The organism is Chryseobacillus diguaensis, assembly GCF_049220665.1.
Lineage (GTDB): Bacteria > Bacillota > Bacilli > Bacillales > Bacillaceae > Metabacillus_B.
In genome coordinates, this window is sequence record NZ_JBMKNV010000014.1 from 33,299 (window position 1) to 55,170 (window position 21,872).

The following is a 21,872-nucleotide window of genomic DNA, read 5'->3' on the forward strand; positions in this document are numbered from 1 at the left end:
CTCTCACGCTGAAGCCTAACCCCCAGAGGTCATAAGGCGTTCATCCAGAGAAAGGAAAAAACGGCTTTCCTGGCCATCTTAATCTTATCGTGGCTCAACAAGGCGCTTCACTTTCCTTATATAAGCGTTTGCTTTTCCCAAAATGATCAAAGTCCTCTTCTGCCCATACAGAAATGGCGCCCCGGCATATACTATTTTATCTTTTTCATGTGCGGGAGGAAGAAAAATGGCCTCGAATAAACCGAAGTATCAGGTTGGAGATGTTGTGGTGGTGATTATATATGGAACTGTTGGCACCATCACGAGTGTTTACCAGGTTAATCAGCATTTTCTATATGAGGTCAATCATGGCGAGGTCCTTTTTTTCGAAAGGGCAATTGTGCCTTACAGCGATTATGAGGGAAGAGTATTTGAGATTGAACGAATTGAAATCGAATATGGTTATGCGATCGGAGATCTGGTTCATATTAAAGGGTATGGAAAAGATTTGTTTAAGATTGCCGGTTTGAGAACGGAGGTTTGGCGCTATCTCGAAGACGGATGGGAAGACACTGTTTATGAATTAACAAGGGTGACAGATGGAGAATGGCTTGAAGCAGCAGAGGAGGAGCTCGTTTTAGTTATGAGCCAGCAGGAAGCAGAAAAATGCCTTCAGCAAATCATGATGCTTTATACCAAACAAAAAAATTCTCCGGAATGGGAGCAGATGCTTGCCAGTGCTATGCCTGAAATAAAAAAAGGTGTTCAAGACAGCCGGATGAATATGATTAATCATCTGCTCGATATCTATAATGATTACCAAATTCTTTACGATATGTTCCTTGATCCTGAATATAAGGAAATGATGGAGCTGGTTTTGGAAAGCCTAAAAAGATATACGGCTGAATCTGATGGGGAAGAGATTTAAAAAATAAATAACAGGAAATTCCAAATAATATATGGCAGGCAAACAAATACTCCCAGAATGAACAGGGCGCCTGCAATATGCTCAAGAATTTGATCAAATCGTACACTATCGATAAATTGAAAAATTGTGTTCATGTTTTCCTCCTTGAATGCTTGTCCTGTTAAATAATATGACGTGTCTATACAAAATATGAAGGAAGTTTTGACGTTCCTGTATAAGTAGACATATGTGTCCCATTCCGGTCATAAACAATAATCAAGGGGGCGATGCTGTGAGAGAAATTGAGGTAGTCATCGACACGGAAGAAATCGCTGAATACTTTTATAATCAACTGATTAAGAGAGGTTACATACCTAAAGAAGCCGAGCTTGAGCTGATAGCGGATATTACATTTGATTATCTGCTTGAGAAATGCATCATTGATGAAGAATTGGAAGAAAATGAATTTGAGGATATGGAATAGGGATTATCTCTAAAACTTTGCTGCTTTCCTTCCTTTTTTAAGCTGTAAAAGTCTTATCATATAAGTCAAGGCGCTCAGATAAATGTCTGTGCGCCTTTTTTATGATTCTAAAGGAGAGCTGAAGGAAGGAAATGAGCTGGGGCAAGCTTCGCAAGATTGAGCAGAACAGCTTTTGAGAGATCGGCAGTAGATTCTTTCACCATCTGTTCAAATCCTTCTGCAAGATTCATATGGTGAAACCAGTCATCCTTCTCAGAAAGAGAATGCTCTACATTAGGCCAAGCGTCAGTGAGCTCCGGGCTATATAGCAGTGCCGAATTTTTATCTTTTGAAAAGAGGTGATTCCAATAACTGCTGCGTGAGCCATTATGAGGATGAGTTATAGCAAAGTCTTTACATGCAGTGAAAATGCGGCTATTGTCAAACAAAAGGCTGTAAAGTTTTTTACCTGTTAATATTCTGTTTTGTACGCTTTGAAATCCGGATACAATCACACCTGCAAGTAAATATAAATGTGAGGATTTCTTTTTCTTATATGGAAAGAAAACACTTGTCATTCCCATATAATCCTGCAGTGCAAACTTCGGATTATTGAATACCTTTGCTTGAACAGCAGGCTTTTGGAGAAGTCTTTTTTGAAGGAGCTGCTGTTCGTTTGTGATAAGAGCGCAAGTCAATAAAGCGGAGTTCCCTAAAGTGAGATAGGTTTCCCAAATTTCCTGCATGAAACATGATACTCCAAATCCTCTTAAGCAGGAAAAAAGATTTTTTCCGCTTCGCTTACTGTATTCATATAGCAAGAGCTGAGGATAGGCATCATAAAAAATCATTGCATTTGCTTTTTCCAAAAAAAGAAAAAATGATTCTTTTTCCTCGTGTTTTAACAAATTTCCGCAGTGATGACTCTTTAAATCAGTCATGCTCCATCCGCCATTTCTGGAAACCATATGAGCGAGGAATGCCCAGTGAATTTCTGGGTGACGCTCAAAAAAAGTTAAGTAAGCCATAGTTCGGGTAATATTATTAATGTTGTGCAAATCTCTTTGGTTCTTTATTTCAGCAATCAACCTTTGCTCTTCCTTTAAGAGGATAGAGGGTTTTTTTGGCTCACTCAGTTTATCGGCAAGCCGTCTGTAAAGCAAGTCTTTTTCATCAGCTGGCAGCACGCTGATGATAGGGCTGCTCTCTGCTGAAGATTTAAATAAAGAAAGATACCGCAATTGGCTCTCCACCTTTCTTGTTCCCTATACAGCTATCTATGTAAGAAACAGAACCATGGTTCATTTCATTTCGTAAGGAAATAAGAAAAACAATGGGTAAGGAACAACGGTCCTGCTTTAAGAGAAGAAGGACCGATACATTCATCTAGGAAGTGACGGTATGTACGGAATCATTACTGGACTTTTAATTTTTGTTCTTCTGGGGTTAACAACTCATACTGAAATGGTTGCCTCTATAGATCGCACTTTCAGTTTGTCTATGGAGGCAGTGAGAACACCCTTATTAAATAAATTCATTATAGGAGTGACTGAGCTTGGTTCCATTGTAATTATGCTGCCATTCCTTCTATTGGTTCTCCTGGTTTTCCTGTATAAAAGAAAGGTAATAGAGTCCATTTTTTTATCTGCCGCTTTTATTACTGTCCGGTTGTTAAACTGGATATTAAAAGGACTTTACGAGCGCCTCAGGCCATCTTTTCATCCGCTTGTTCATGAGAGCACCTACAGCTTTCCGAGCGGACATGCTATGAATAGCACGGTTTTTTATAGTTTTCTTTGTTTCCTGATCATCAAGATGTCTCCTTTATCTGAAACTGCCAATAGAGCCATAGCAGTGTTTACAGCATTATTCATTCTTTTAATCGGATTTACCCGCATATATCTCGGCGTTCATTACTTAACAGATGTGTTAGCCGGTTTTGCTGTAGGGACAGCGTGGGTTTTAATCTTAAAAAAACTGTTTTATAAAGCTTATTTTTATCGTAATCGACAAAAATAGTAAAATTTCGATAAAGGAAAATACCTTTAAAACCCCTAATAATAAACAAAAGGAAAATCCTTGCTAAACACAGCTTGTTTTTTAAACAGGAAATGGTACGGCAGAAGGGGGAATAAGAAGAATGTTACTTGGATACCGCAAGCTTACAGAGTATGATATTACTATTTTTCAAACCCCGCGGGCTGGAGGTTCGAAAGACTACAACCAGGTTTATCGATATCACGTACAGGCAAAAACTCATCAGGAGGCTTTGGAAAAAACTTTTAAGCTCTTTAATGTTGCTGATACATTACCTAAAGATTACCAATCGAGATATATAGGTACAGGTGATATTTTGCTGATTGATGAAGGAAGAAAAGGGCAAACTTATTATAAGCTATTTTCTGACGGATGGAAGCCGATTAACCGGATGCATGTTTGCTAAAAAAGCAGCGATGACTCGCTGCTTCTGTAAAAATTACAAGTGATTGCCAGGACCATTTTTGCGTTTTGAAGCCGCATTTTCTTTTCCATGTGCTTCTTGTTCAGCAACTATGTTTTCTGGTGAAATATGATTGTTCTTTTTTGGTGCATTTATTCGGTTACGGTGTTTTTTACCCATTCATTCACCTCCAGGATAAGGAGTTTTCATCATGAAAGAAATCATCGTTTTGGTTTTAGGATTAATCTCTACATTATCTGCTTTAATCGTGAAGCAGGAATTAGAACGCGTTTTTTACAAAGGAAAAGTAAGTATCCTCTTTCACAGCTTGAACATTTATTTTGTAACGATGCTCCTGAGTATTTTGATTTTAATCGTTTACAATTTGTACCATAATATTTCAAGTGTGTCTGGCTACTTGCTTGAAATTTTAAAAATCGGCGTTTTTTATGTCCCGTGCTATATCCTTTGTGCCTTTTTCTTCAAAAAGTACATGCTGTCAATGAAAAAATATGAGGTAAGAGGGAATCTTCTTGTTATTAAGCCGAAATATTTATCAAGGAAGCACTGACGGCAATGGAATGTCACTTCCTCTTCAGTAGTATGACCTTTTAAAAGCGGTTCATGGCTGGTATTTTCTCCTTATAGGAAAATGAAGTCATGATCGCTATTTTTTTGAATGCTGTTTTACAAAGGATGCTGGAATTCGAATGAGTTTAGAACAAGTAATGGAGTATAGCCCGTTATATAAATGGGTAAGAAGAGGAAAAGTATGTGCGAAAATTGTCTTTTTTTGTGATATAGTAACAAAATAAAGGAGTGAATAAATGTGAGTATACATATTGGTGCAAAAGAAAATCAAATAGCTGAAACAGTCTTGCTTCCGGGTGATCCGCTCAGGGCAAAATATATAGCAGAGACATTCCTTGAAGGTGCTGAATGTTATAATCAAGTACGGGGGATGCTCGGCTTCACTGGAACATATAAAAGCAAAAAGGTATCTGTTCAGGGAACTGGGATGGGCGTTCCATCTATATCCATTTATATTAATGAATTAATGCAAAGCTATGGGGTCCAGCAGCTGATTCGGGTCGGCACATGCGGAGCCATTCAAAAAGATGTCAAAGTAAGAGATGTTATCCTTGCTATGAGTGCCTCAACTGATTCCCAAATGAACAGATTGACATTTGGAGGGGTTGATTTCGCGCCAACGGCAAACTTTGAGCTTTTGAAAAAAGCCTATGATGCTGGGATTGAAAAAGGACTTCAGCTGAAAGCGGGAAATGTTTTTACGGCAGATATGTTTTATAACGATAATGCCGAACATGAAAAGTGGGCACAATACGGTATCCTTGCTATAGAAATGGAATCAGCAGCATTATATACTCTTGCTGCTAAATATGGAAGAAAAGCACTTTCCGTTTTAACAGTCAGCGATCATATTCTAACTGGTGAAGAAACAACTGCTGAAGAAAGACAAACAACCTTTAATGATATGATTGAAGTATCGCTGGAAGCAGCTCTATAAATGAAGTCAAACGCGCAAATTGAATTTGCGCGTTTTTTATCGAAAATTGTCAAATATAGTTTTTAGAAAGGAGGGTTATAATGATACAATGAAACGTGTTTATGAAAGGCTCTTTTCTTAAATTTTGCCGTTTTTCAATCATTTAAGCGGATGTAAAGTAATAAAACCACGAATTTTAAGAAAAGATGCGATATTAATTAGGGTGGTAACAAACATGAAAAAACGCATTATTTATTCTATTCTGCCATTCGTACTAATAACTTCGGCTTGTTCCATGCCAAAGGAACTGCACTTTTTTCAAGGCGACGAACAGAAACAGAATAATGAAGAAGTAAAAATGCAAGCTGTAAAAAAACAGCAGCAAAATGATTTCCTTTTAAGCGCTCAATATTTTAACCAGATTAATACAGTAAATGGAAAAGAAACCATCGAAAATCCTGAAAATATATTGGTTTTAGTAAATAAAAACTTTGCGCTTCCAGTGGGTTATAAACCAAAAGATCTAGTGAGTCCAAATGTTGCTTTTTCATTTGGCGACAAGGATATTCAGCAAAGATACATGAGGAAAGAAGCTGCAGGCGCACTGGAAAACCTTTTCGGACAAGCTAAACAGCAGGGGATTGAGCTTTTTGCGGTCTCAGGTTTCAGGTCTTATGAGTATCAGCAAAGCGTATTTAGCCGTGAAGTAGAGAGTAATGGTGAAGAACAAGCTAAGCAGGCAGTTGCCTTGCCTGGACAAAGCGAACATCAGACAGGGTTAACGATGGATATTACCAGCCGCAGTGTGAATCTTGGTATAACGCCTAAATTTGGAGACACAAAAGAAGGAAAATGGGTAAAAGACAATGCCTATAAATTCGGGTTTATTATCAGATATCCAAAGGATAAAACGGATATTACAAAATATGAATATGAACCATGGCATTTGCGCTATGTAGGAATGAAAGCTGCGAAAATTTTGAAGGACAAGAATTTGACACTTGAAGAATATTTCGGCAAAGTGAAAAAAGTTTAAGATTCATCACTTTTCAAAAATTATTAACATAAAGTGGGAAAACGGATGTATCCCAATTTAGACCTTTTAGAAAAAAATTTGTCCTTGCTTTTTGTCGGATATAACCCAAGTATTGTTACAGCAGAAACAGGGCATCATTATGCCAATCCGACGAATCGTTTTTGGAAGATTCTGTATCTTTCGGGTATAACAGATCGCCTATACAGCCCGCAAGAAGATTATAAACTTCTGCAGGAGGGGATCGGTTTTACGAATATAGTAGAACGCCCTACAAAAGCAGCAAGTGAAATTACAAAAGAAGAATACAAACTGGGCAGAATGGAATTAATCAAAAAAATCCGCCTTTATAAGCCTAAAATTGTTTGCTTTGTCGGGAAAGGAGTATATTTGCATTACAGCGGCAAACGAGAGGCAAACTGGGGCAAACAGCCTGATTCCTTAATAGAAGGAGTAATAGAATTTGCTGCTCCTTCTTCAAGCGGTCTGGTGAGAATGAAACTGGATCAAATAACAAATATATACAAAGAAGTGCATGATTATATGTAACCTTTTAAAAAGGCTCTTTTCTTAAACTTTGTTGCTTCTCACTCTAAATTTCAGCAGCATGACCCTTGATTTGGCAGGATCTTTAAGAAAAGATGCCCCGAAGCAAGTTAAAATGCGTAAGAAGTGCTAGCAGGAAAAGGAACAATCTTTACGAAAACTGTTTTTTTTAAAAAAAAATCTTCCGAAAAAATGGAAGATTTTTTTCTTTTACCAGAAAAAAATACCTGCAAGAGCAACTCCTGCGATAAAACCTAATCCGATTCCATAAGCTGCTCCCCATCCGTACCCGCCGTAGCGCCTGCCGTAATAGCCCATCCCGTAACCGCCGCCTCTGCCGCGGTATGGCTGAATAAATACGTGAGTCGGTGTAACTCTGACAATTCTTCCTACATGAACATTACCGTCACGATGGGTAATCCGGACATTTTGACCATGATAACGCTGGCATATGCCATGATATCGGTTCATGAATTTCCCTCCTAAATCATTTTCTTTATAGATTATGAATAGAAGGGACAGGAAGTTTGTACGCTTATCCTATTTTTCAAAAAATAGGAGGAGTACAGCAGCGGTAAACCATGCAGGTGATCTTATCCTTAAATTTAAGGGTCAATGCATCATGCCGGTCAAGCAATTCATAATAAACAGGCTCTACATTTTTATCAATATCAAATTCCGTTAACGACTCAGAAAAATCCAAGTCAAAATCCTGCATGGCAAACGCATCGATCTCAGTAAAGCCAGCTGTGTCTAACCGTTTTCTCCATTGTGTTTGTGTTAAAAGAGCTGGGACCTTGTAAAATGCAGTAAACTCGATTTTTTCATTCTCATCCATATTTTCTGAAGCCGTCATTTCAGTTAAAAGCAATATCCCATTTGGCTTTAAAACCCTCTTCAACTCTGAAAGAGATTTTTCCGTATTTGTAAAGGCTGCAACCGACTCGCACAATACATATTCAAAGGATTGACCTTGAAACGGCAGGGACTCAATGTCTCCTGTAATTAAACTGACAGAAGTATTCAGCATTCTTTTCTTAGCTTTTTTTATCATGCGGGGGTCAATATCCATTCCTGTAGCATCTGCTCCAAGCTGCTCAAGGTAATAGAGAGTTTGACCGGTGCCGCAGCCTGCATCCAGAATTTTTTTTCCGAAAAGGGGAAGTTCACGTTCCAAAAGGCATTTAGTCAGTGCAAATCCTCCGGGATGTGCACCGCCTATTCCAAGCTCTGCTAGTAAATCAAGATAGGTCGGCACGATTTATGCTCCTTTTTCTCATTTGAATACTATATGCAGTATTGAAAAAAATCGTCATTTATTATAAGAAGAACCCTAGGGAAGGGAAGACATACTAAAATCTTAAAAAGGGCAGCGTTTTGTAAATAGTTGACGTGATGAAATCCATTAGACATAATGAATAAAGACTGTTAAAAAGTTGTTTGCAGAATGCCTTTTCCGCAACCAGCAGGGCTCGTGCGGATATTTTTCAAGAGATTTCAGTCAGAATTTTATAGAAAAGGTGATAAAAGAGCCTAAGGAAGGATAAGGTGGTGTTTATTTGGAAAAATGGGTAAAAACGGCGGCTATAATTTTAATAACAGCTGCTATCAGTGTTGGATTAACACTTGCATTAGTGAAACCGTCAGTTCCTGGACAAAAGGATGATGGCTTTAATAAGCTATATACTACATATCAGAAAATTCATAAAGAATATTACCAGAATACAGATCAGAAAAAAATGGTGGATGGGGCCATTCAGGGAATGGTTCAATCTCTTGGAGATCCTTACAGTGAATATATGGATTCAGAAAAAGCAAAAAGCTTTAATGAAAACATCTCTTCATCTTTTGAAGGAATAGGAGCAGAGCTGCAGGAGAGCAACGGGCATGTTCTGATTGTCTCACCGATAAAAGGATCACCCGCTGAAAAAGCAGGCCTTAAACCGAGAGATGAAATTGTAAAAGTAAATGGAAAAAATGTAGCAGGAAAATCAGTGAATGATATTGTAACGATGGTAAGAGGGAAAAAAGGCACAACAGTTAAAATTAGGATTGACCGCCAGGGAAGCGGTCTTCACGAATTTACGATCACAAGAGACAAAATTCCTTTGGAAACCGTTTATCATGAAGTATCAGACGGTAATATCGGAAAAATTCAGGTCACGAAGTTTTCTGAGTCAACTGGAGATGACTTCCAAAAAGCCGTCACAGATCTGCAAAATAAAAAAGTAAAAGGAATTGTTATTGATTTAAGGCAAAACCCTGGTGGACTGCTGGATCAGGCAATTAAAATGAGCGAAATTTTTATCCCTAAAGGGAAGAATATTCTCCAGGTGGAGAGCAGAGATGGTTCAAGGGAAGTATATCGTTCTCAAAATGACCACCCTGTAACGATACCGACTGTCCTTTTAACTGATAGCGGGTCAGCAAGTGCAGCAGAAATAATGACAGCTGCACTGAATGAATCAGCAGGTATTCCAATTATTGGAGAAAAGACATTTGGAAAAGGTGTTATGCAGCAGGCGCAGGAATATCCCGATGGTTCATCCATAAAGTTTACAACTGCCAAATGGCTGACTCCTTCCGGCAAATGGATTCATAAGAAGGGGATCACACCAGACCAGAAAGTCAGTCTTCCAGCTTATGCGAACCTTCCGCTTTTAAATCCTTCCCAGACTTTAAAAGAGGGGGATTCTTCCCCTAGTGTAAAAGCAGCTCAGCAGCTTTTAAATGCACTAGGCTTTAAACTGGATAAAGAAGACGGGTTCTTCAGCAAACAAATGAGCGATACCGTTAAAAAATATCAAAAGGAAAAAAAGATTCCTGTAACAGGAACAGTGGATAAAGAGACAGTCATTCATATGGTCACCACTATTCAGAAAATGCTTCAGGAAAATGATACGCAATACAATGCAGCATTAAATTACTTAAAAAAAATAAATCCATAATAAAAAGCCCCCTGCTGCAGCAGGGGGCTTTCCAAATGTGATAGGCTTACTGTCTATTCTTTTATTGGGCCGTATACCCGCCATCTAAGTCTGTTTTACAGCCAGGTTGATAGTTCATCAAGGTTAAGTCTTCCGCTTTTATGGGCAGGTTTAGCTGCTTTCCCTACTGTAATCAGCATAACAGGAACATAGCGGTCCTCAACTTTAAACTCTTCAATAAATTGGGAAGCATTAAAGCCTCCAATAGCGCAGGTGTCATATTCTTTCGCTTTCGCTGCAATCATCAGCTGCATCGCACCAAGTGAAGCGTTGCTGAAAGCAGCCTCGCGTGCATATAATTCATTTTCATAAGCACCATTTATTTGATCTGCCATCGTATTTTTAATATCTTCTGTCATAAATCCTGCTTCTACAAGCGGATTGTAAACTGAGTCCGTTTTTGTATTGGCTTTAAGATCTCCAAGCACTGCAATAACAGCTGAAGATTCCACAACTTGCTGCTGATTGTAAGCGATAGGCAGAAGTCTTTCTTTTGAAGAGTCACTGTGGAAAACCATAAAGTGCCAGTGCTGAAGATTCCAGGCAGAGGGCGCCATCCCTGCTGATTCAAGAATTTCCGTTAATTCTTCCTTAGAAATTTTTGCTGCAGAGTCATAATGACGGACAGATGTCCTTTCATTCAGGATATTAAGTAGTTCATTTGATGTAGATAAAGCCATTTTAAAATCCTCCAATTGAAATAAATTAGTCTTAAAGGGTATAATATAACAAAAGTAACACACTAACTTTTAGTAAGTTTATAGCTTACCATAGCTTAAAACGATCCATTGGTATTGTCAAGAAATATTGCGCAAGGGGGATAAAAAATGGATTTAACCGTATGTCCCAACATAGAGTATGCATTTGGACTGCTAGGAAAACGCTGGAACGGCGTTATTATACATGTCTTAATGACAGAACCAAGAAGATTTAAAGATTTTTCTGATATCATTCCCAACCTTAGTCAGAAAATGCTTTCGGAAAGGCTTAAGGAATTAGAAAGTGCAGGCATCATTGAAAGAGAAGTGATTCCTGAAACACCTGTCAAAGTTATTTACAAATTAACCAAAAAGGGAAAAGGGCTTGAGAAGGTAATGAAAGAAGTCCAAATATGGGGTAATGAATATTGCGAAAAAGGAAAAGGGAAGTTGTAAGCATGCGAACAATTATTGTAACGGGAGCTTCAAATGGGATTGGCTATGCAGTAGCAAAAGCCTTTGCTGAAAAGAAGAACAGGGTTATTCTTGCAGATATTGATGAAGCAGCAGGCAAAAAGCTTGAAGAAGAGATTACGAAGCAGGGCGGAGAAGCTTTATTTATAAAAACGGATGTGCGAAAAGAGGAAGAGATAAAAAACTGTGTAGCAAAAACAGCTGAAACCTATGGCAGTATTGATGTTTTGGTTAATAATGCCGGAGTTTCTGCGTTTAAGCCGCTGCATGAACTCACCTTTGAAGAATGGCAAGATGTGCTGGCTGTCAATCTGAGCAGTGTCTTTTTCTTCTCCAGGGAAGCTGCAAAATATATGAAGACCAATACAGACGGAGGGTTTATTGTTAATATGGCGTCTACTCGGGCGCAAATGTCAGAGCCTGATTCTGAAGCCTATGCTGCTTCTAAGGGGGGCATTGTTGCATTAACTCATGCATTAGCTGCTTCGCTTCAAAACGACCGAATTACAGTTAATGCTGTATCTCCTGGCTGGATTCATACTGGAGATTATGAAAAGCTAAAGAATGAAGATCATGAACAGCATTTTTCCAAAAGAGTCGGAAAACCTTCTGATATAGCTGAAGCGTGTTTATATTTAACAGATCCTAAAAACAATTTTGTAAATGGAACGAATTTAACAATTGATGGAGGAATGACAAGAAAGATGATATATGTAGAGGATTAAACCATTTTTCTCTAACCATGAATGGTTATTCCAAGCTGTCACTTGAATGAAAAAATGAATCGGGTAAATAATTAGAGGGATAAAAGCTAAAGAGGGTTTATTCGCCCACTCCTTTTCCCATTAGGTGAATAACCTGCTGGTAGGCATATGAAAAAGGAGGGGAATTGAATGCAGCAGAATTTGTACCCTTACGATTATCGATTATCTTACTATCCTGGAGACAGCCGTTTCTTTTTTGGAGCTCCATTTTTAGGAGGACTTGCAGGAGGATTGCTTGGGGGAGCAATAGTTGGTGCTTTTGCAAGACCATATTACCCGCCGTATGGTTATGGTGGTTATGGTGCTTTTCCAGGCTATGGAACAGGCTTTGGTTATCCTGGTACCGGTTTTGGATACCAGGGGGGACCTGGTTACGGATTTTAACGATAGGAAAATCAGGTGCAGGACATAACTGACTTTGTGCATAAAGGCAGATAGCCCATAATAACCTTGTTTGATGATTCATCCTTTTCTTATTAGATTGTGACGAAAAAAAACTACCTGATGCGAGCAGGTAGTTTTTATTCGCTATAAATGATTCCTATTTCAGTCAGTGTGTTATCTTCATTTTTTAAAAGGGTCAGTTCAAGAACTTTTTCACGGTAAACCGCTTTTGACCCCTTTCTTTTCACTAAGGAGGGAAGGTTTATATATTCTGATTTTCCTTCCTCAGGATAGTTTTGCAAAAAAAGCCTGTGAGAGGAGTGCTCAATTTTCATTTGCTTAGCCGTTTCAGGGTCAACATCAAATTTTACAAAAACATGTTCATTTGTTTCGAAAATTTCATGAACCGGCTTCTTTCTTTTTTCAGGAGATGCTGTTTCTTCCTCCTGCTTTTCCTGCTGCTTCGGAAAAGGGAAAGAGGAGGCAAGATCATTTCCAAAAACCTGGCTCATCACTTGGCTGACGTAATTCTCTACTTCATTTGGATTCATTTTTTTCAAATAATCCGGCATTTTCGATTGCTGAAATGGAAATTGGCTGTTCCAAGGAAACATAAGGTGCTTCAACTCCTTTAAATGGGCGTTTCCTTTCCATTATATGCAGTTATAAGCCTTTTGCTTGTTAAGGATTTAAAGGGACATGTATAATGTGCAAGAGAGCATAGAACGCTTTAAAGTCTATAGACTGCCATTCCTATTCAAATAAAGAAAATAGCCTATGTTCATAAAGTGCCATTTTGATTTTAAAGGGTACCCTGTCATAATAGAAAGACACACTAAAAACAGGGAAGGAAATTCGATATGGGGGATATGAATACACTTTTCGAAAGCTATCAAAGCCTGTGGAATAATCGAAGCTTTCATGCACCTTTAAAAAATCCAGAAGAAATATTGAAAGAGGCTGTACTACAGGATTTAAGAGATGAGTTAACCCACCCAAGGCTTAGAAAATCACATTATGAGAAGTTTACAGCAGCAGCCAAAAGGATCATGAATTCAAATTTGTCAAATGACGAAAAAGCGGCTTTGATTCAGCTGCATTTAGATACAATGGAATTGTTATAGAGCTTAGGAAATGGATAGCTTAATGATATTCCTTATTTAACTGATACGGAGGAAAAAGCATGAAACCCATTGATAAAAAGGAAATTCAAGAATACTTGGATCAAAAGCTGAATAAAAAGCTTTTCATTCATCTTGAAACAACGACAGGAGCCTATTCTGCTCATAGAAATGAAAGCAATATGACAGTCGTAGCGTTCATTCGAAATGCTGAAGTTACATATGAACAAGCAAAAATTACAGGTAATGGCCCTTATCGAATTGGTTTGAAGATTCATAATGGCTGGACATATGCTGAAGGGTTAACTGATTTTTCAATTGATGAACAAAATCGATTGCTTACAGCTGGACATAATGCGGACGGAAAATTGGCCATTGCGCTGGAATTAAGCGAAACGCCATTTCCCTCATAATCTGACAGAAGGAGAATGAAAAATGAAGGAACATATGCTCGTTATCTTGCCGCATCCTGATGATGAATCATTTGGAGTTGCGGGTTCAATAGCATTAAAAAGAAAAGAAGGCATTCCTGTAACATATGCTTGCCTGACTCTAGGCGAAATGGGCAGGAATATGGGAAGCCCTCTATTTGCGAACAGGGAAGTGCTTCCCTTCATACGGAAAAGGGAGCTTGAAGCAGCATGTCAGGCAATGGATATACAGGATTTGCGCATGCTTGGCATGAGGGATAAAACACTCGAATTTGAGGACATTGAACTTTTTGCCGATCGTATTGAAGAGTTAATTAATGAACTTCAGCCTACCTTGGTTGTGACATTTTATCCTGAACACGGTGTTCATCCAGATCATGATGCTACTGGGAGAGCCGTTATTCATGCCTTGAAGCGGCTTCCGAAAGAAAAGCGCCCTCTCACTTATTGCATGGCCATTACGAAAAATCGAGAAGAAGCATTAGGCAAACCCAACGTGATCATCGATATCAGGGAAGTTGCAAAAGTTAAGCTTGAAGCATTGAAAGCTCATCGCTCCCAAACAGAAGGACTGATTAAGGAAATGGAAGCAAAGTATAATGAGAACAATCCTGAAATCATGAATTGGCTTTTTGAACAGGAGATTTTTTGGACATATAAATGGGACTGAATGAAAAAACCCGGGGATCCCGGGTTTTTTGCTTATGCAGTAACTTTTTGATAGGATTGAACTTTTTGCTGAATATAGCGAAGCCTGAAACTGAGCCCAACTGCGCCTGCAGCAAGGCCCGTAATAAGACCAATCCAATAGCCGAAGGCTCCCATTGAACTGTAATTCGCCAGCAGATAGCCAGAGGGAAGCCCGATGATCCAATACGAGATAAGCGCAGTTAAAAAGGTAATGTTCACATCTTTATATCCTCTCAGTGCCCCTTGAATGGGTGCAGCTATCGCATCTGAAAGCTGGAAAAAGATCGCGTAAATAAGAAATTGCTGCGTCAGCTCTAGAACTTTGTGATTACTCGTGTATATCCCTGCAATAGGCTCCCTGAAAAAGAAGATCACAGCTGCAGTCGCTAATGAAAACAGGATCGCTGTCAAAATGCCGATACCTGCATATTGCTTTGCATCTCTGTAGCGTTTTGCTCCAGCTTCAAATCCCACGACGATCGTTAAAGCCATCGATATGCTTAAAGGAAGCATATATAAAAAAGAAGCAAAATTCATAGCAGCCTGGTGAGATGCAATGGTTACTGTATCGAAGCGGCTCATAAAAAGAGTGACCGCTGCAAAAATACTCGTTTCAAAAAAAATGGCAAGGCCGATTGGAACACCTATTTTTAAAATTTCTTTCCAGCTCTGAAGGGAAATGCGATAAAGTCTGGAGAATACCCCAAATCTGACAAAAGGCTGTTTTCTAAAAATAATAAATACAGCAATAATGGAAATGACCCAGTAAGTTATAGCTGATGCCACTCCGGAACCGACTCCGCCAAGCTTTGGAAAACCAAAATTCCCAAAAATAAAAAGGTAGTTCAGAAAAAAATTAACAGGAACGGCGATCAATGTAATGATCATAGAAACTCTCGTCAATCCAAGAGAATCCATAAATCCTCTAAGAACGTTATATACAAACAAAGGGATAATTCCAATTGACAGGGCAATTAAATAGTTCCTGGAAATTCTCTCCACGTCAGGTTCAAGGTTTAATGAAGACAATACTGGATTAAGTATGAGTGCCCCTGCAATAGTTACAGCGACAGCAATAGCGCCTGCAAGATAAACTCCCTGAATGACCGAAAAACCGACCCGGTCATGCCTATTCGCGCCAATGCTCTGCGAAACAATTGGGGTAATGGCAAGCAGGATGCCGCTTAAGCCGGTGTAAACAGGAACCCATAGGCTTGAACCAATGGCAACACCAGCAAGATCCGTCTGCCTAACATGGCCTGACATGGCTGTATCCATAAATGTCATCGAATAGAGCCCTAGTTGCGTAATAAGTATAGGGATTAAAATAACCAGAAATTGATTTAATTTCTGGCTGGTGCTCGTTGTTTTTCTCATGAAGCAGCCCTCTCTAGCAAAATTCATAATGAGAGCATTATAACATGTAACAATGCTGTCCTCTTAATTTTGTTTTTCTTTTTTTGCCTTAACCTCATTCCGGAACATTTTATAATAGACAAATCCAAGAGCAACAGCGCCGGAAATACTGCAAAAATACTGGATAATTTTTTGAATGATCATATAAACCCTCCTCATTTTTAATATTTTCCAAATAAAAGAAATTATTCCTCTGCATGAGCTTCCTATATAAGAGAGAAAGTAAGGAGAAACGAGTCCGGGGGTGGAACGGTGGAGAAGAAAGACCAAATGCTTGAGGGAATTAAGATGGAAGTGCAGGAGAATTTAAAGGATATTATCATCCGTTCAGAAAAACTCATTAAAGAACTTCGTTCTGATACTCAATGTCTTCTCTGTGAATTGGAGGACATAAAAAAAGGGTTTTATAAAATCCAGTCAGCTGCATCAACTTTCTATTTAAGAGCTTATTTATCGAACTATATAGAGGATTTTGATGCGCTTGCGACAGCTATTAACCACTTAGCTCAAACAAGACACGGTGCTTTGATTGTTGTACAGAGGCATAATGAAATAGCATCGCATATTCATCGGGGTATAACGGTCAATGCCGAGCTTTCGAGCTCACTGATTGAAAGTATTTTTTACCCTGGAAATCCGCTGCATGATGGGGCTGTGCTTATAAAAGAAAGCATGATCCTTTCTGCAGCGAATGTGCTGCCTTTATCCAGTATTAATGCTGGCGAGAGTAAGCTTGGCACTCGCCATAGAGCGGCAATCGGTTTATCTGAACGTACGGATGCTTTAATACTAGTGGTCTCAGAGGAGACAGGGAAATTATCCTTTGCAAAGGATGGTTCGCTTTATCCCATTAGTACAAATAATCTGTGAATTGGAATAATAGTTGAACGTCTATGCTCATTTTTAAAATATATAATAGCTCGTACGTTTTAGGATAGAGACGGCTAGGAGGAAAGAACTTGAACAAATTTTCATCAAGACTCGACGGTTTTTTTCATTTAGGTAAGAGAAACACGACTATTTGATGACCTTACTAAGCTGGTTCCGGCGTTTCTTACAATCATTATGATGCCTTTAACCTTCAGCATGGCAGAAGGTGTGGCATTCGGTTTTCTTAGCTTTGCGCTTATCAAGCTTTTTACAGGCAGGATTGCATTCTTTATCAATTTTGCTTTAATGAGCTGATTCTATAATAATTAACAAACCTTCAGATAAAATGATCTGAAGGTTTTTTTCTAAGGCTAAAAAATTTCGTGTGGCGAAATACTTTTTCTGATGGTATAGTTAGTAAGAAAAATTGGAAAATTGAGTTAAAAATTGAATAGTGGAGAGCATACTTATGTTTAAAAACAGAAATGTGTGGATCATTTTAATTGGGGAATTTATAGCTGGACTTGGACTTTGGGCCGGGATTATCGGAAATCTGGAGTTTATGCAAAGACATATTCCCTCAGATTTTATAAAATCCCTTATTTTATTTACCGGTCTTCTTGCTGGTGTACTGGCAGGTCCTCTTGCAGGACGGATCATTGATTCCTTTCCGAAAAAAAGTGTTTTAATCTATTCTGGATTAGGCAGATGTTTAAGTGTATTGTTCATGTTTGCAGCACTCTATTATCAGTCTGTTCCATTAATGGTGCTATTTATGGTCAGCATCCAGCTTTCCGCTGCTTTTTATTTTCCTGCATTGCAGGCATCTATTCCACTGATTGTAGAAGAAAGAGAGCTCATTCAGATGAACGGCATTCATATGAACGTTGCCACTCTTGCCAGGGTTATTGGAACAGCGCTTTCGGGGGCTATACTCACTGTTACTAGTCTTGAATTTTTATATGGTGCTTCAATGGCTGCTTATGGATTTCTCCTTATTACTGCACTTTTTTTGAATATAGAAGATTCAGCTGAAAAAGAAGGCTTTGCCAGGAGAAAACAGGGCGGTTTTAAAGAAATCATTCCGATTCTGAAAGCTGCTCCGGTTGTATTGACGACTCTTGTGCTGACCATCATTCCGACACTTTTCATTGGCGGCTTTAACTTAATGGTCATTAATATCAGCGAGCTTCAGCATAATGCTGCTATAAAGGGGCTCTTGTATACGACTGAAGGATTAAGCTTTATGGCAGGTGCTTTTTTTATTAAATGGCTTACCGGCCGCTATGAATCGGTTAAACTGATGTTTTCCTTTGGTTTTTTGATTTCGATTGCCCATTTGTCTCTCTTTTTCTCAAACTTGGCCATTCCATCGCTTATTTCTTTCGGACTGTTTGGTTTTGGCGTAGGCTGCTTTTTCCCGATTGCCTCCACTATATTTCAAAAGAAAATCAGCAAGGAATACCACGGGCGATTCTTTTCTTTCAGAAACATGCTTGATCGGGTCATGTTCCAGATCGTACTATTAGGAACCGGGATTTTTCTTGATACGATCGGACTGCAATATATGGTACTCATTTTTGGAGCCATTTCCATGTTGATTGTCATAGGGTATAGCTACAAACTTTCTGGCAAGTTCAAAATAAAAAGCACACTTGCTAATGGGACTGAACTTCCTGCTAAAAAATAGATTTTTCCTGCAGCATGATTTTGATAAAGTGCTATTTTCCCCGTTTAAAAGAAAAATAATGTCATTACGATAGGTAAAGCGAAGAATTTGAAGCAGGCAAACGGCCTGCTTTTCCTGTTATTAGGAGGAAATTGCAAGATAATTGGTAAATTATTCATTAATTTGTAGGATTTAATAAAAAAAAGTAGTTTTATTGTCTTTTATAGATTAAAATATTTTTGAATAGTTATGAGGAGGTACAGGGGGAATGAAGCAAAAAATTCTGGGACTTACTGCTACAGCGATTGTCGGTTCTTCAGTGTTCGCATCGGCAGCAGCTGCAGAAAATATTACGGTTAAGAGCGGCGACTCAATCTGGAAACTGTCCAAAAAATATCAAACAACTGCAGAAGCTATTAAACAAGCGAATAAATTGCATTCTGATTCTATTTATATTGGACAGGTCCTTAATATTCCATCTTCCGGTACCGCACATGCAGCATCATTAACTTCACCAAAGAAAGTAACCATTTCTTCTAAGGGAAACTCTGCTAAACTGGAGCTTAGCCACACTGTTAAACTCGGCGATTCCCTGTGGGTTATTGCAAGAAAATACAATACTTCCGTAACGGAGCTTAAGCTTTTGAACCATTTAAAAGGAGATATCATTTATTCCGGACAGGTTCTGAAAGTGAAAGGAAAAGAACAAGTAAAACAGGTAAAAGCAGCTGTTGATGAAAAACCTTCCTCAACAGAAACAAACATGCCTGCTACATATAAAGTTAAATCAGGTGACTCACTTTGGATTATTGCAAACAAAGTGAAATTAACCATTCAGGACATAAAGACAGCTAACAATCTGAAAAATGATATGATCTTTCCCGGACAGACGCTGAAATTAACCAAGGTTTCTGCAGCTGAAACGGACAGCAGTGATTCAAGCAATACAGATGGACGTGTCAGCACTGTTCCTTCTCAAGATACAAATGATCAGGCAGTAAGCAGTAAAGTCAACAAAATGATTGCAGAAGCCAAAACACTAATGGGGACACCCTATCGCTGGGCAGGAAATACACCTGCAGGATTTGACTGCAGCGGCTTCATTTACTATGTCTTAAATAAAGTTACTTCAGTTTCAAGACTAAGTGCTGCAGGGTACTGGGATGTTATGAAACCTGTGAGTGAACCTAAAACAGGCGATTTTGTTTACTTTACTACTTATAAAGCGGGTCCTTCCCATATGGGAATCTACTTGGGTAATGGAGACTTTATCCATGCGAGCGGATCCAAAGGCATTACTATTTCCAATTTGAGTGAATCTTACTGGACACAGCATTATATTGGGACTAAGCGTTTTTTAGATTAATCCCAATTTAACGAAAAAGTATCAGCTTTTTGCTGATGCTTTTTTCGTTCATGAAGCTAAATATTCAGATTAGCAGAGTTCTCTTTTGGCAAGAATGCTTAATGATTAATGCCAAGGAGGATGTTTATGAAACCAACTTTGCTGCTGATTTGTATTTTATTGTCTGCTTCATTGATCACGGCCTGTCATCCTGAAATGAGTCATCACCATTCAGACTCTGAAGAACCATCATTTCCAGCCAATAAATCAGCAATAGAAGATGTAACGATCCCTTTAATTAACACAAAAGGAGAAAAAAGCGGGACAGCTGTCCTTTCAGAAACCTTCAAAGGCATAAATGTCCATGTCATAGCTAAAGGACTTGCCCCTGGAGAAAAAGCCATCCATTTACATGAAAAAGGGATCTGTAAAATACCCGATTTTATGACTGCAGGCGGCCATTTTAATCCGGATCATAAAATGCATGGCCTGAAAAATCCTAAGGGCCCCCATGCTGGGGACATGCTCAATATTCTCGTACCAGAAAACGGTAAAGTGGATGTGAATGTTACAGCCCCATTTGTAACCCTTGAGGAAGGCAAAAAAAATTCGCTTTTGGATGAAGACGGCAGCGCCCTGATGATCCATGAAAAAGCAGACGATTATGAAACAGATCCCGCAGGAAATGCAGGAAAGAGAATTATATGCGGTGTTATAAAGAAATAGAAGAAAAGCGGCCATCCATCTGGATCAGCCGTTTTTTTCATTTGGCTGTTTTCGAGAGAGATTGTTGTTTTTCGTACATGCTTTTATCACGCATTTAGACGAGCATCGGGGCATCTTTTCTTAAAGTTTTTGCCATCCCAATGGCTTCTAGGACTAAATATAGGTCATGAGCAACAAAGTTTAAGAAAAGAGCTTTTCATTTTGAAAGAGCAGTTATTGAATATTCAATTTTTGTATAGTTACAGCGATTTTAGTATACTTTTTAAAGGGTAAATTTCATGCATCAATGCTTGTATTTATAAACGGAGCATGTGGCTTGATTTAATGCGGTTTTATTCTTAATTTTTTCTGCTTTTTCATGATTTAATTGAATTCTGAAAATTATACATCTCTGAATTTTAAGAATAGTTGCCGCAAAGCTTTCTTCAAGCGGGTTCTAAACACGAAAGAAGAGCAGCAAATTTTTTATGAGAACAGCCATTTATTCATTCATATTGCTAATTGTCTGGAGAGGATTTATACATGAAAAATAATTTAGAGTCTATGCTTCTGCCTTCCAAAGTGAAGGAGCTTTTAACGAATAGAACATTTTCAGCTGGAACAGAGGAAGAATTGTCACTTATCGGTGAAGGCGGTTTTGCTGCTGAAGATGAAGCGATCCTTATCGATGCTGTCATTTCGCTTTCTCTTGGTAAAAATGTTCTGCTAAAAGGTCCAACAGGATCTGGGAAAACGAGATTAGCTGAAACCTTGTCCTATTTGTTTCAGCAGCCTATGCACAGTATTAATTGCTCTGTCGATTTGGATGCTGAAGCACTGCTTGGTTATAAGACCATCCAAACAAATGGCCAAGAAACAAATATTGAATTTGTCCCAGGACCCGTTATTAAAGCTATGACGAAGGGTCATTTATTGTATATTGATGAAATTAATATGGCAAAGCCTGAAACCCTTCCAATATTGAATGGAGTGCTTGATTATCGGAAAAGAATTACGAATCCATTTACAGGCGATGTTGTTTCAGGAAAAAAGAGCTTTGGAGTCATTGCTGCTATCAATGAGGGCTATGTAGGAACAGTTCCATTGAATGAGGCGCTGAAAAATCGGTTCGTCATCATAGATGTCCCTTATGTACAAGGTGAACAGCTGAAAAATGTGCTGAAAACCCAGACGATATTGGAAAATGATAAATTATTAGATAGGTTTGTCAGGTTCTCAAGCGATTTGATCTTACAGGTGAAAAACGGCCAGATTTCAGAAGAAGCAGCATCGGTCAGGGCGCTTATAGACGCTTGTGACCTTGCCGCTTTTATGCCTGCTATTCGTGCAATTGAACGCAGCATTGTAGAAAAATTGGAAGATGACAGGGAAAAAGCAGCCATTCGAAATATTTCCGAAACTCTTTTTGAGTGAGGTTTTAAA

Annotated in this window: 28 protein-coding genes; 20 read left to right on the forward strand and 8 right to left on the reverse strand. The window is 38.7% G+C overall.

Going from position 1 to position 21,872, the window contains the following annotated elements; all coding sequences use genetic code 11:
• Positions 1–226 precede the first annotated feature (226 nt).
• Positions 227–907 carry a hypothetical protein gene (locus ACOT8F_RS17585; RefSeq protein WP_421653218.1) on the forward strand — a complete coding sequence of 227 codons (681 nt, stop codon included), beginning with the start codon at positions 227–229 and terminating at the stop codon, positions 905–907.
• On the opposite strand, the gene ACOT8F_RS17590 is transcribed toward ACOT8F_RS17585, so the two are convergent.
• Positions 904–1,041, reverse strand: a complete 138-nt coding sequence (locus tag ACOT8F_RS17590) for a hypothetical protein (RefSeq protein ID WP_421653219.1) — start codon at positions 1,039–1,041, stop codon at positions 904–906. The two genes, ACOT8F_RS17585 and ACOT8F_RS17590, sit on opposite strands and share 4 nt — an antisense overlap.
• Positions 1,042–1,178: 137 nt before the next feature.
• On the opposite strand from ACOT8F_RS17590, the gene ACOT8F_RS17595 reads away from it, so the two are divergent.
• Positions 1,179–1,370 carry a YozD family protein gene (locus tag ACOT8F_RS17595; protein WP_421653220.1) on the forward strand — a complete coding sequence of 64 codons (192 nt, stop codon included), beginning with the start codon at positions 1,179–1,181 and terminating at the stop codon, positions 1,368–1,370.
• Positions 1,371–1,477: 107 nt separating this feature from the next.
• Here ACOT8F_RS17595 and ACOT8F_RS17600 read toward each other — a convergent pair whose 3' ends face one another.
• Entirely contained in the window at positions 1,478–2,590 is a 1,113-nt protein-coding gene (locus ACOT8F_RS17600) for a DUF2515 family protein (RefSeq protein WP_421653221.1), read from the reverse strand.
• Positions 2,591–2,750: 160 nt separating this feature from the next.
• On the opposite strand from ACOT8F_RS17600, the gene ACOT8F_RS17605 reads away from it, so the two are divergent.
• Positions 2,751–3,368 (forward strand): phosphatase PAP2 family protein, encoded by a 618-nt coding sequence (locus tag ACOT8F_RS17605; RefSeq protein WP_421653222.1) that lies wholly within the window; start codon positions 2,751–2,753, stop codon positions 3,366–3,368.
• Positions 3,369–3,489: 121 nt separating this feature from the next.
• The gene (locus ACOT8F_RS17610) at positions 3,490–3,792 is read left to right on the forward strand and encodes a YodL domain-containing protein (protein ID WP_421653223.1); all 303 of its coding nucleotides are present in this window, start codon (positions 3,490–3,492) and stop codon (positions 3,790–3,792) included.
• 33 nt (positions 3,793–3,825) lie between these two features.
• Here the strand turns inward: ACOT8F_RS17610 and ACOT8F_RS17615 are convergent, their stop codons facing one another.
• The gene (locus ACOT8F_RS17615; protein WP_421653225.1) at positions 3,826–3,969 is read right to left on the reverse strand and encodes a hypothetical protein; all 144 of its coding nucleotides are present in this window, start codon (positions 3,967–3,969) and stop codon (positions 3,826–3,828) included.
• Positions 3,970–4,000: 31 nt separating this feature from the next.
• Here ACOT8F_RS17615 and ACOT8F_RS17620 point away from each other — a divergent pair, with 31 nt between their 5' ends.
• From ACOT8F_RS17620 to mug, 4 genes are all read left to right on the forward strand, one after another.
• Entirely contained in the window at positions 4,001–4,360 is a 360-nt protein-coding gene (locus ACOT8F_RS17620; RefSeq protein WP_421653226.1) for a hypothetical protein, read from the forward strand.
• A gap of 258 nt (positions 4,361–4,618) precedes the next feature.
• The gene (gene deoD / locus ACOT8F_RS17625) at positions 4,619–5,317 is read left to right on the forward strand and encodes a purine-nucleoside phosphorylase (RefSeq protein WP_421653227.1); all 699 of its coding nucleotides are present in this window, start codon (positions 4,619–4,621) and stop codon (positions 5,315–5,317) included.
• Positions 5,318–5,591: 274 nt separating this feature from the next.
• Positions 5,592–6,332, forward strand: a complete 741-nt coding sequence (locus tag ACOT8F_RS17630; RefSeq protein WP_421653291.1) for a M15 family metallopeptidase — start codon at positions 5,592–5,594, stop codon at positions 6,330–6,332.
• A 45-nt stretch (positions 6,333–6,377) separates the two neighbouring features.
• Positions 6,378–6,878 carry a G/U mismatch-specific DNA glycosylase gene (gene mug / locus ACOT8F_RS17635; RefSeq protein WP_421653229.1) on the forward strand — a complete coding sequence of 167 codons (501 nt, stop codon included), beginning with the start codon at positions 6,378–6,380 and terminating at the stop codon, positions 6,876–6,878.
• Positions 6,879–7,085: 207 nt separating this feature from the next.
• Here mug and ACOT8F_RS17640 read toward each other — a convergent pair whose 3' ends face one another.
• Complete coding sequence (locus tag ACOT8F_RS17640; protein ID WP_421653230.1) at positions 7,086–7,346, reverse strand: hypothetical protein; 261 nt, start codon at positions 7,344–7,346, stop codon at positions 7,086–7,088.
• A 76-nt stretch (positions 7,347–7,422) separates the two neighbouring features.
• Entirely contained in the window at positions 7,423–8,133 is a 711-nt protein-coding gene (locus tag ACOT8F_RS17645; protein WP_421653231.1) for a class I SAM-dependent methyltransferase, read from the reverse strand.
• A 301-nt stretch (positions 8,134–8,434) separates the two neighbouring features.
• Here ACOT8F_RS17645 and ACOT8F_RS17650 point away from each other — a divergent pair, with 301 nt between their 5' ends.
• On the forward strand, positions 8,435–9,823 hold the full coding sequence (locus ACOT8F_RS17650; RefSeq protein WP_421653232.1) for a S41 family peptidase: 1,389 nt from the start codon (positions 8,435–8,437) through the stop codon (positions 9,821–9,823).
• 95 nt (positions 9,824–9,918) lie between these two features.
• Here ACOT8F_RS17650 and ACOT8F_RS17655 read toward each other — a convergent pair whose 3' ends face one another.
• Complete coding sequence (locus tag ACOT8F_RS17655; RefSeq protein WP_421653233.1) at positions 9,919–10,542, reverse strand: nitroreductase family protein; 624 nt, start codon at positions 10,540–10,542, stop codon at positions 9,919–9,921.
• A gap of 147 nt (positions 10,543–10,689) precedes the next feature.
• Between ACOT8F_RS17655 and ACOT8F_RS17660 the strand changes: the two genes are divergently transcribed.
• The 3 genes from ACOT8F_RS17660 to ACOT8F_RS17670 all read left to right on the forward strand — a co-directional run bounded on the left by ACOT8F_RS17660 (position 10,690) and on the right by ACOT8F_RS17670 (position 12,182).
• Entirely contained in the window at positions 10,690–11,016 is a 327-nt protein-coding gene (locus ACOT8F_RS17660; RefSeq protein WP_421653234.1) for a winged helix-turn-helix transcriptional regulator, read from the forward strand.
• 2 nt (positions 11,017–11,018) lie between these two features.
• On the forward strand, positions 11,019–11,759 hold the full coding sequence (locus ACOT8F_RS17665) for an SDR family NAD(P)-dependent oxidoreductase (protein WP_421653235.1): 741 nt from the start codon (positions 11,019–11,021) through the stop codon (positions 11,757–11,759).
• Between the two features lie 168 nt (positions 11,760–11,927).
• Positions 11,928–12,182, forward strand: coding sequence for a hypothetical protein (locus ACOT8F_RS17670; RefSeq protein WP_421653236.1), 255 nt, complete (start codon positions 11,928–11,930; stop codon positions 12,180–12,182).
• A 137-nt stretch (positions 12,183–12,319) separates the two neighbouring features.
• Here the strand turns inward: ACOT8F_RS17670 and ACOT8F_RS17675 are convergent, their stop codons facing one another.
• Positions 12,320–12,796, reverse strand: coding sequence for an Hsp20/alpha crystallin family protein (locus tag ACOT8F_RS17675; protein WP_421653238.1), 477 nt, complete (start codon positions 12,794–12,796; stop codon positions 12,320–12,322).
• A 255-nt stretch (positions 12,797–13,051) separates the two neighbouring features.
• Here ACOT8F_RS17675 and ACOT8F_RS17680 point away from each other — a divergent pair, with 255 nt between their 5' ends.
• From ACOT8F_RS17680 to bshB2, 3 genes are read left to right on the forward strand one after another with little or no spacing between them, the layout of a single operon-like run.
• A complete protein-coding gene (locus ACOT8F_RS17680) occupies positions 13,052–13,306 on the forward strand; it encodes a hypothetical protein (protein ID WP_421653239.1) in 255 nt (84 codons plus the stop codon).
• A gap of 59 nt (positions 13,307–13,365) precedes the next feature.
• Positions 13,366–13,716, forward strand: a complete 351-nt coding sequence (locus tag ACOT8F_RS17685; protein ID WP_421653240.1) for a YojF family protein — start codon at positions 13,366–13,368, stop codon at positions 13,714–13,716.
• 22 nt (positions 13,717–13,738) lie between these two features.
• A complete protein-coding gene (gene bshB2, locus ACOT8F_RS17690) occupies positions 13,739–14,404 on the forward strand; it encodes a bacillithiol biosynthesis deacetylase BshB2 (protein WP_421653242.1) in 666 nt (221 codons plus the stop codon).
• Positions 14,405–14,436: 32 nt separating this feature from the next.
• Here the strand turns inward: bshB2 and ACOT8F_RS17695 are convergent, their stop codons facing one another.
• Positions 14,437–15,801 (reverse strand): MATE family efflux transporter, encoded by a 1,365-nt coding sequence (locus tag ACOT8F_RS17695; protein WP_421653243.1) that lies wholly within the window; start codon positions 15,799–15,801, stop codon positions 14,437–14,439.
• 309 nt (positions 15,802–16,110) lie between these two features.
• On the opposite strand from ACOT8F_RS17695, the gene cdaS reads away from it, so the two are divergent.
• From cdaS to ACOT8F_RS17720, 5 genes are all read left to right on the forward strand, one after another.
• Complete coding sequence (gene cdaS, locus ACOT8F_RS17700; protein WP_421653293.1) at positions 16,111–16,710, forward strand: sporulation-specific diadenylate cyclase CdaS; 600 nt, start codon at positions 16,111–16,113, stop codon at positions 16,708–16,710.
• A 469-nt stretch (positions 16,711–17,179) separates the two neighbouring features.
• The gene (locus ACOT8F_RS17705; protein ID WP_421653244.1) at positions 17,180–18,400 is read left to right on the forward strand and encodes an MFS transporter; all 1,221 of its coding nucleotides are present in this window, start codon (positions 17,180–17,182) and stop codon (positions 18,398–18,400) included.
• 247 nt (positions 18,401–18,647) lie between these two features.
• Positions 18,648–19,745 (forward strand): C40 family peptidase, encoded by a 1,098-nt coding sequence (locus tag ACOT8F_RS17710; RefSeq protein ID WP_421653245.1) that lies wholly within the window; start codon positions 18,648–18,650, stop codon positions 19,743–19,745.
• A gap of 126 nt (positions 19,746–19,871) precedes the next feature.
• Positions 19,872–20,450: a superoxide dismutase family protein gene (locus tag ACOT8F_RS17715; RefSeq protein WP_421653246.1), complete on the forward strand. Its 579-nt coding sequence runs from the start codon at positions 19,872–19,874 to the stop codon at positions 20,448–20,450.
• Positions 20,451–20,972: 522 nt separating this feature from the next.
• Positions 20,973–21,863 (forward strand): AAA family ATPase, encoded by an 891-nt coding sequence (locus ACOT8F_RS17720; protein ID WP_421653247.1) that lies wholly within the window; start codon positions 20,973–20,975, stop codon positions 21,861–21,863.
• Positions 21,864–21,872 lie beyond the last annotated feature (9 nt).

Excerpts from the sequence above, each read along its gene's own strand:
- bshB2 (WP_421653242.1), top strand. The coding sequence starts at position 13,739 with ATGAAGGAACATATGCTCGTTATCTTGCCGCATCCTGATGATGAATCA.
- ACOT8F_RS17630 (WP_421653291.1), top strand. The coding sequence starts at position 5,592 with ATGCCAAAGGAACTGCACTTTTTTCAAGGCGACGAACAGAAACAGAAT.
- ACOT8F_RS17660 (WP_421653234.1), top strand. The coding sequence starts at position 10,690 with ATGGATTTAACCGTATGTCCCAACATAGAGTATGCATTTGGACTGCTA.
- ACOT8F_RS17710 (WP_421653245.1), top strand. The coding sequence starts at position 18,648 with ATGAAGCAAAAAATTCTGGGACTTACTGCTACAGCGATTGTCGGTTCT.
- ACOT8F_RS17715 (WP_421653246.1), top strand. The coding sequence starts at position 19,872 with ATGAAACCAACTTTGCTGCTGATTTGTATTTTATTGTCTGCTTCATTG.
- ACOT8F_RS17720 (WP_421653247.1), top strand. The coding sequence starts at position 20,973 with ATGAAAAATAATTTAGAGTCTATGCTTCTGCCTTCCAAAGTGAAGGAG.
- ACOT8F_RS17605 (WP_421653222.1), top strand. The coding sequence starts at position 2,751 with ATGTACGGAATCATTACTGGACTTTTAATTTTTGTTCTTCTGGGGTTA.
- ACOT8F_RS17680 (WP_421653239.1), top strand. The coding sequence starts at position 13,052 with ATGAATACACTTTTCGAAAGCTATCAAAGCCTGTGGAATAATCGAAGC.
- ACOT8F_RS17665 (WP_421653235.1), top strand. The coding sequence starts at position 11,019 with ATGCGAACAATTATTGTAACGGGAGCTTCAAATGGGATTGGCTATGCA.
- ACOT8F_RS17620 (WP_421653226.1), top strand. The coding sequence starts at position 4,001 with ATGAAAGAAATCATCGTTTTGGTTTTAGGATTAATCTCTACATTATCT.
- mug (WP_421653229.1), top strand. The coding sequence starts at position 6,378 with ATGTATCCCAATTTAGACCTTTTAGAAAAAAATTTGTCCTTGCTTTTT.
- ACOT8F_RS17610 (WP_421653223.1), top strand. The coding sequence starts at position 3,490 with ATGTTACTTGGATACCGCAAGCTTACAGAGTATGATATTACTATTTTT.
- ACOT8F_RS17640 (WP_421653230.1), bottom strand. The coding sequence starts at position 7,346 with ATGAACCGATATCATGGCATATGCCAGCGTTATCATGGTCAAAATGTC.
- ACOT8F_RS17675 (WP_421653238.1), bottom strand. The coding sequence starts at position 12,796 with ATGTTTCCTTGGAACAGCCAATTTCCATTTCAGCAATCGAAAATGCCG.
- ACOT8F_RS17585 (WP_421653218.1), top strand. The coding sequence starts at position 227 with ATGGCCTCGAATAAACCGAAGTATCAGGTTGGAGATGTTGTGGTGGTG.
- ACOT8F_RS17695 (WP_421653243.1), bottom strand. The coding sequence starts at position 15,801 with ATGAGAAAAACAACGAGCACCAGCCAGAAATTAAATCAATTTCTGGTT.
- ACOT8F_RS17655 (WP_421653233.1), bottom strand. The coding sequence starts at position 10,542 with ATGGCTTTATCTACATCAAATGAACTACTTAATATCCTGAATGAAAGG.
- ACOT8F_RS17590 (WP_421653219.1), bottom strand. The coding sequence starts at position 1,041 with ATGAACACAATTTTTCAATTTATCGATAGTGTACGATTTGATCAAATT.
- ACOT8F_RS17615 (WP_421653225.1), bottom strand. The coding sequence starts at position 3,969 with ATGGGTAAAAAACACCGTAACCGAATAAATGCACCAAAAAAGAACAAT.
- ACOT8F_RS17670 (WP_421653236.1), top strand. The coding sequence starts at position 11,928 with ATGCAGCAGAATTTGTACCCTTACGATTATCGATTATCTTACTATCCT.
- ACOT8F_RS17685 (WP_421653240.1), top strand. The coding sequence starts at position 13,366 with ATGAAACCCATTGATAAAAAGGAAATTCAAGAATACTTGGATCAAAAG.
- cdaS (WP_421653293.1), top strand. The coding sequence starts at position 16,111 with ATGCTTGAGGGAATTAAGATGGAAGTGCAGGAGAATTTAAAGGATATT.
- ACOT8F_RS17705 (WP_421653244.1), top strand. The coding sequence starts at position 17,180 with ATGTTTAAAAACAGAAATGTGTGGATCATTTTAATTGGGGAATTTATA.